Raw genomic sequence first — 6,164 nt, 5'->3', positions numbered from 1 at the left:
CGACCTCAATGCAAGCCAACGATAGGATGGCAAACTGTTCGCGATGTCCTCGCACAGCTGTTCGCGATGTCCCCGGTCCAAACACCCCCTTGAGGGGGAGATGGCCGCGAAGCGGCCAGAGGGGGTCGGTCCGACCGGGCTCGGCCCCTTATCGCAGGCGCAAGAGGTCGGTGCTCCATGCGAGACGACCCCCTCTGTCGCCCCCGGCGACATCTCCCCCTCAAGGAGGGAGATTCGCCATCCTGTTGATGTCAGAAAACCTTCATCGTTTCGAAATGTGCCTGAAACATTGAAGCTGGAGCTTGGCGGCGACGTTCAACGCCATCCAGGAGACAGCCATGAACAAGATTTCGATGACGCGGCGCGCTTTCGTCACGTCGGCCAGCGCCGTTGGCCTGGTCGGCGCGTCGGGCCTCGCGCTTCCCTATTACTCGCGCGCCAATCAGCGCCCGGCCTTTACCCACGGTATCCAATCCGGCGACGTCGACGCGACCAGCGGCATGGTCTGGGCGCGCACGGACCGGCCGTCGCGCGTCATGTTCGAAGTGTCGCCGACGGAGAGCTTCGCCAATGCCGTCCGCCTGGCGCCGCTCGATAGCTCGCCGGCCAGCGACTATACGGTGAAGCGGCTGCTTACCGATCTCGCCTCCGACCAGGACATCTTCTACCGCATGGTCGCGGCCGATCTTTCCGATATCAACGCCGTTTCCGAGCCGATCATCGGCCGCTTCCGCACGGCACCTGCCTCGAAGCGCGACATTCGTTTCGCTTGGTCGGGCGACACCGCCGGCCAGGGCTGGGGCATCGACGACACCGGCATGAAGACCTACGCCACGATCGCCAAGCACACGCCGGACTTCTTCCTGCATTCGGGCGATACGATCTATGCCGATGGCGCGATGAAGGACGAGGTCGACCTGCCCGGCGGCGGCAAGTGGAAGAACACCGTGCTGATCGACGAAAAACGCAAGGTTGCCGAGACGCTGGATGAATACCGGGGTCAGTGGAAATACAATTTGATGGACAGGAACGTGCTGGCGCTGAACGCCATCTGCCCGACGTTCTACCAGTGGGACGACCACGAGGTGGTGAACAACTGGTCGGATTCGAAGGATCTGAGCGCCGACGACCGCTACACCGAAAAATCCATCCATGTACTGGCGGCACGCGCGGCGCGCGCCTTCCACGAAATGACGACGATCCGCTACGAGCCGTCGGAGCCCGGCCGTGTCTACCGCAAAATCGCCTATGGGCCGCTGCTCGACGTGTTCTTCCTCGACATGCGTTCCTATCGCGGCCCCAACGGTCCGAATATGCAGGAGACGATGACGCCGCAATCGCGCATCCTCGGCGAACAACAGACGAAATGGCTGAAGCGCGAGCTGGCGAATTCCAATGCAACCTGGAAAATCATCGCCGCCGACATGCCGCTCGGCCTCGTCGTCTGGAACGACGGCACCAAGAAGGTCGGGGCTGAGGCAATCAGCAATGGCGACAATGGCCCGGCCAAGGGGCGCGAGCTGGAAATTGCCGACCTCCTTCGCTATATAAAGAACGCGGGGATCAGCAATACCGTCTGGCTAACCGCGGACGTGCATTACACAGCCGCGCATTATTACAATCCGGACAAGGCGCAGTTCCAGGACTTCAATCCGTTCTGGGAATTCGTTTCGGGTCCGATCCACGCCGGCACATTCGGACCGAATGCTTTCGACATGACTTTCGGCCCGGAGCTGAGGTTCATCAAGGCACCGACCGCCGAACAGGGTCAGAACCTGCCGCCGTCGGCCGGCCTGCAGTTCTTCGGGCTCGTCGACATCGATGGAGCCACCGAGCAGTTGACGGTGCGGCTGATGGATCGCGACGACAGCGAACTCTATAAGGTCACGCTCGATCCGGTGCGGTCGGCGTGAGATTGCCTTTTAGGACCACCCCGAAGGTGGATGTGCATCAATCGGGATAGCAGACGACGGGAATCTTGGGCCAGACGGCGCTGTCGCATCCGGCGTTTTTTTGCCTTTGCTTGAAGGCGGTGCTGACCGGTCCGGTCACCACCGGGTCGACGCCGTCCGGAGCATCGGCAAAAAGCTGCTCTGCCGAGCGCTTGTCGGACGGCAGAGCAGACCGCGTCTCCTTGGACGGCGCGGCCGATTGCGCCGCGCTTGCCGCGAGGAGGACGGCGAGCGCGGTACATGCCAAAATCGGCCGGAGTTTGATGCCTGTCTCGATCATGAAATTCGAACTGTCCGGACCACGAAAGGTTCCGCCTTGGTTAATAATTCCACTTCACACCAAGATATTTAAGATTTGGTGACTTTATTTGGTGGCTCGCCTCCTCTTTCGCAAATGCGAAAAACCCTGTATGAGCCGCCCAACCGAAAGAGGCAGCGCCTTTTGGCCTGCTGCCTGCAACGCTCCCGAGACCGAAACATGAAAATCCGCAATATCGCGATCATCGCGCACGTCGACCATGGAAAAACCACCCTCGTCGACCAACTCCTGAAACAGTCCGGCTCGTTCCGCGACAACCAGCGCGTCGCCGAGCGCGCCATGGATTCAAACGATCTTGAAAAGGAACGCGGCATCACCATCCTGGCCAAGGCGACCTCGGTCGACTGGAAGGATACCCGCATCAACATCGTCGACACGCCCGGCCACGCCGATTTCGGCGGCGAGGTCGAGCGCATCCTGTCGATGGTGGATTCGGCCATCGTGCTGGTCGACGCCGCCGAGGGCCCGATGCCGCAGACCAAATTCGTCGTCGGCAAGGCGCTCAAGGTTGGACTGAAGCCGATCGTCGTCATCAACAAGATCGACCGGCCGGATGCCCGCCATGTCGAAGTGGTCAACGAGGTGTTCGACCTTTTCGCAGCACTTGACGCCACCGACGAGCAGCTCGACTTCCCTATCCTTTACGGTTCAGGCCGCGACGGCTGGGTCTCGGAAAACCCCGAAGGCCCGAAGGACCAGGCTCTGGCGCCGCTGTTCGACCTCGTCATCAAGCACGTGCCGGCGCCGACCGTTCATCCCGGCCCGTTCCGCATGATCGGCACCATCCTGGAAGCCAATCCGTTCCTCGGCCGCATCATCACCGGCCGTATCGAATCCGGCACGCTGAAATCCAACCAGGCGGTCAAGGTGCTGCACCATGACGGCACCCAGGTCGAAACCGGCCGCATTTCGAAGATCCTCGCCTTCCGCGGGCTCGAGCGCCAGCCCATCGAGGAAGCGCAGGCGGGCGACATCGTCGCCATCGCCGGCCTGTCGAAAGGCACTGTCGCAGACACCTTCTGCGACCTGTCGGTGACCGAGCCGCTGCACGCGCAGCCGATCGATCCGCCGACGGTGACGATGTCTTTCCTCGTCAACGATTCGCCGCTGGCCGGTACCGAAGGCGACAAGGTGACCAGCCGCGTCATCCGCGACCGCCTGTTGCGCGAGGCCGAAGGCAATGTCGCGCTGAAGATCGAGGAATCACCTGACAAGGATTCGTTCTTCGTTTCCGGCCGCGGCGAATTGCAGCTGGCCGTGCTGATCGAGACGATGCGCCGCGAAGGTTTTGAGATCGCCGTGTCGCGGCCGCGCGTCGTCATGCAGAAGGGCGATAACGGCGAATTGCTGGAGCCGGTCGAGGAAGTCGTCATCGACGTCGACGAGGAGCATGCCGGCGTCGTCGTGCAGAAGATGTCGGAGCGCAAGGCCGAGATGGTCGAGTTGCGCCCTTCGGGCGGCAATCGCCAGCGAATCGTCTTCCACGCGCCGACGCGCGGCCTGATCGGCTACCAGTCGGAACTGTTGACCGACACGCGCGGCACCGCCGTGATGAACAGGCTGTTCCATGCCTACGAGCCTTATAAGGGTGAGCTGCCGGGTCGCACCAACGGCGTGCTGATCTCCAACGAACAGGGTGAATCGGTGGCCTATGCCATGTGGAACCTGGAAGACCGCGGCCCGATGGTCATCGATCCCGGCGTCAAGGTCTATCAGGGCATGATCATCGGCATCCATTCCAGGGACAACGATCTCGAGGTCAACGTGCTCAAGGGCAAGAAGCTGACCAACATCCGCGCCGCCGGCAAGGACGAGGCGGTGAAGCTGACGCCGCCGATCCGCATGACGCTGGAACGCGCGCTGGCCTGGATCCAGGACGACGAGCTGGTCGAGGTGACGCCGAAGACCATCCGCCTGCGCAAGCTCTATCTCGACCCGAACGAGCGCAAGCGTTTTGAGAAGTCGGCGAAAGTGGTCGGCGCGGCATAAAGGGTAATACCGCGCAGTGAGCGGTAAACTCGTCACGGCTGTCATATACGACAATCGACGCGAGGCCGAAGTTTGCGTGTCGATGCTCGACGCGTATGGAATTTATGCTCTCGCGAATTATCTTCTCGACACGGGCAGGCTCGGCTTGATCCATGTGCAAGTCGCCGACAGCGATCTCGATGCAGCCAAGGGTTTGATCGGCTCGGCCTCCAAAGAGGGCGATTGACCCCTGGCCGCAACTGTCTCCGATTGCGGATGCCCTTGCCGTCGCCTCATCCGCCGGCAGCCGAAATGATGTCGTCCCGGTCTGGTTCGCCAGACAGGTGGATGCGGATCGCCGTTCCCGTCCGCGCCGGCCTGCGCAAGGCTTTGGCTCCGTCCGGACTAATGACCAGCAATCGTTTCTCTTCCCAAACCTGAAGCCGCGATCGCGAGACACCGAGTTCGCTGGCGAGCAACCGGTCGAGCCGCAGCGATGTCGGCGTTTCGAGCCAGAGCTGGAGTTCGAGAGCGGTGGTGTTTCCCAGCCTGTCGCCGAGCACCTCCTTTTGAACGGCGGCTTCGGCGAACTCCTCAACGCGCCCGATACTGCTTCGCAATGCGGCAACATCGAAGGCATGGCGCCGCGCCAGGACCGGATCGTTGCTTTCGAGCGCCTGCAATATTGCCGGTTCGATATCCCGGCGGCTGCAGCGCTCCAGAATGCCGAAATTCCAGGAATTGTCGCAGTCGATGCAGCGGTAGATCAACCAGGCGTCAATGCGCTTGCCATTGGCATTGACGCGGAATTTGCCGCTGCAGCGATAGGCTTTCAGGCCGCCGCAGCGATTGCAGTTGAGGTGAGGTCGAGGTGCGGTTTTGGGCGCGATCGCCCAGCGGATGAGCAGTATCGAAGGCATGCCGAAAAGCCCTTCCCGTCGGGAAGTTCGTCAGATCGGCGATATCGAGAACCCCTTGCGGGCACGGCGTGGCGAGAGACTGCGGCAGTTGGAAATCAGGTGTCGCGGGTGGTTATGCGCGACAGCGGTTCAGCAGTGCCAAACCGGTCTCGAACCGCCACCCTGAAGAACAGGTCATGTGAAAACAGGCACCGCGACTGCGACGCCCTGCTCTGTGTTGGGGGAGTTGACGAGACCGGCGGTTACGTAGGCAAAGTGAAGCTCGGAAAGGATTTCGGAACGACATCTCTAGCCGTGAGGTGCCTGGCGGACAAGCCTTCTTTCGGTAGACGCTACCGTCGCCGGAACAGTTGGGTTATGTTGAACACCCCAAACACTTCAAACGAGACCCCGTCATGCATTTCACGTCGCTGCTGATTTTTGCCTGCTTGTTGCCGCCGGCTCGCCCGGCCCGTCGATTGCCGCTCTTGTGGCGCGGGTCATCGCAAAGGGCTTCCGCGACGTGTTTCCGTTCCTGCTTGCGATGTGGATCGGCGAAGCGATCTGGCTGTCTCTGGCGGTGTTTGGCCTCGCCGTGGTGGCGCAGACGTTCCATTATGCCTTTGTCGTCGTGAAGTGGGCCGGCGTCAGCTATCTCGGCTGGCTTGCCTGGAAGATGTGGACGGCACCGGTCGAGGCGAAGGAAGGTTCGCTGCCGCGCGAAGATTCTCCTGCCAAGCTGTTCTTTGCCGACATGGCTGTGACGCTCGGCAACCCCAAGATCATGATGTTCTATCTGGCGCTGCTGCCGACCATCATCGACCTCGGTTCGGTCAGCGTGGTCGGCTGGGTCGAGCTGACGGCGACCATGGCAGTGGTCCTGGTCGCCATCGATTTGACCTGGGTGCTCGCCGCATCGCAGGCGCGCAAGCTCTTGAGAAGCAAGCGGGCGATGAAGATCGCCAACCGCATCAGCGCCGGCACCATGGCCGGCGCTGCGGCGGCGATCGCGGCGCGGTCCTGAGC

5 protein-coding genes and 1 pseudogene are annotated in these 6,164 nt (G+C 61.7%); 4 read left to right on the top strand and 2 right to left on the bottom strand.

Annotation, left to right across the window (positions count from 1 at the left end; translation table 11 throughout):
• The first annotated feature begins 338 nt into the window (after positions 1-338).
• On the top strand, positions 339-1,913 hold the full coding sequence (locus NKI63_RS26665) for an alkaline phosphatase D family protein (RefSeq protein ID WP_352504858.1): 1,575 nt from the start codon (positions 339-341) through the stop codon (positions 1,911-1,913).
• Positions 1,914-1,950: 37 nt separating this feature from the next.
• On the opposite strand, the gene NKI63_RS26660 is transcribed toward NKI63_RS26665, so the two are convergent.
• On the bottom strand, positions 1,951-2,232 hold the full coding sequence (locus tag NKI63_RS26660; RefSeq protein ID WP_352479551.1) for a hypothetical protein: 282 nt from the start codon (positions 2,230-2,232) through the stop codon (positions 1,951-1,953).
• A gap of 198 nt (positions 2,233-2,430) precedes the next feature.
• Here NKI63_RS26660 and typA point away from each other — a divergent pair, with 198 nt between their 5' ends.
• Together typA and NKI63_RS26650 are read left to right on the top strand one after the other, a co-directional pair.
• Positions 2,431-4,260, top strand: a complete 1,830-nt coding sequence (gene typA, locus NKI63_RS26655) for a translational GTPase TypA (protein ID WP_254817743.1) — start codon at positions 2,431-2,433, stop codon at positions 4,258-4,260.
• A 16-nt stretch (positions 4,261-4,276) separates the two neighbouring features.
• A complete protein-coding gene (locus NKI63_RS26650; protein ID WP_352504860.1) occupies positions 4,277-4,486 on the top strand; it encodes a hypothetical protein in 210 nt (69 codons plus the stop codon).
• Positions 4,487-4,532: 46 nt separating this feature from the next.
• Here NKI63_RS26650 and NKI63_RS26645 read toward each other — a convergent pair whose 3' ends face one another.
• Positions 4,533-5,159 carry a DUF1062 domain-containing protein gene (locus NKI63_RS26645; protein ID WP_352504861.1) on the bottom strand — a complete coding sequence of 209 codons (627 nt, stop codon included), beginning with the start codon at positions 5,157-5,159 and terminating at the stop codon, positions 4,533-4,535.
• 395 nt (positions 5,160-5,554) lie between these two features.
• On the opposite strand from NKI63_RS26645, the pseudogene NKI63_RS26640 reads away from it, so the two are divergent.
• Positions 5,555-6,162, top strand: a pseudogene (locus NKI63_RS26640) (LysE family translocator).
• The last annotated feature ends 2 nt before the right edge of the window (positions 6,163-6,164 follow it).

Source organism: Mesorhizobium sp. M0410, from assembly GCF_040321435.1.
Classification (GTDB): domain Bacteria; phylum Pseudomonadota; class Alphaproteobacteria; order Rhizobiales; family Rhizobiaceae; genus Mesorhizobium.
The sequence above is the reverse complement of the archived record's forward strand: the minus strand, read 5'-3'. Positions and strand labels throughout refer to the sequence as shown.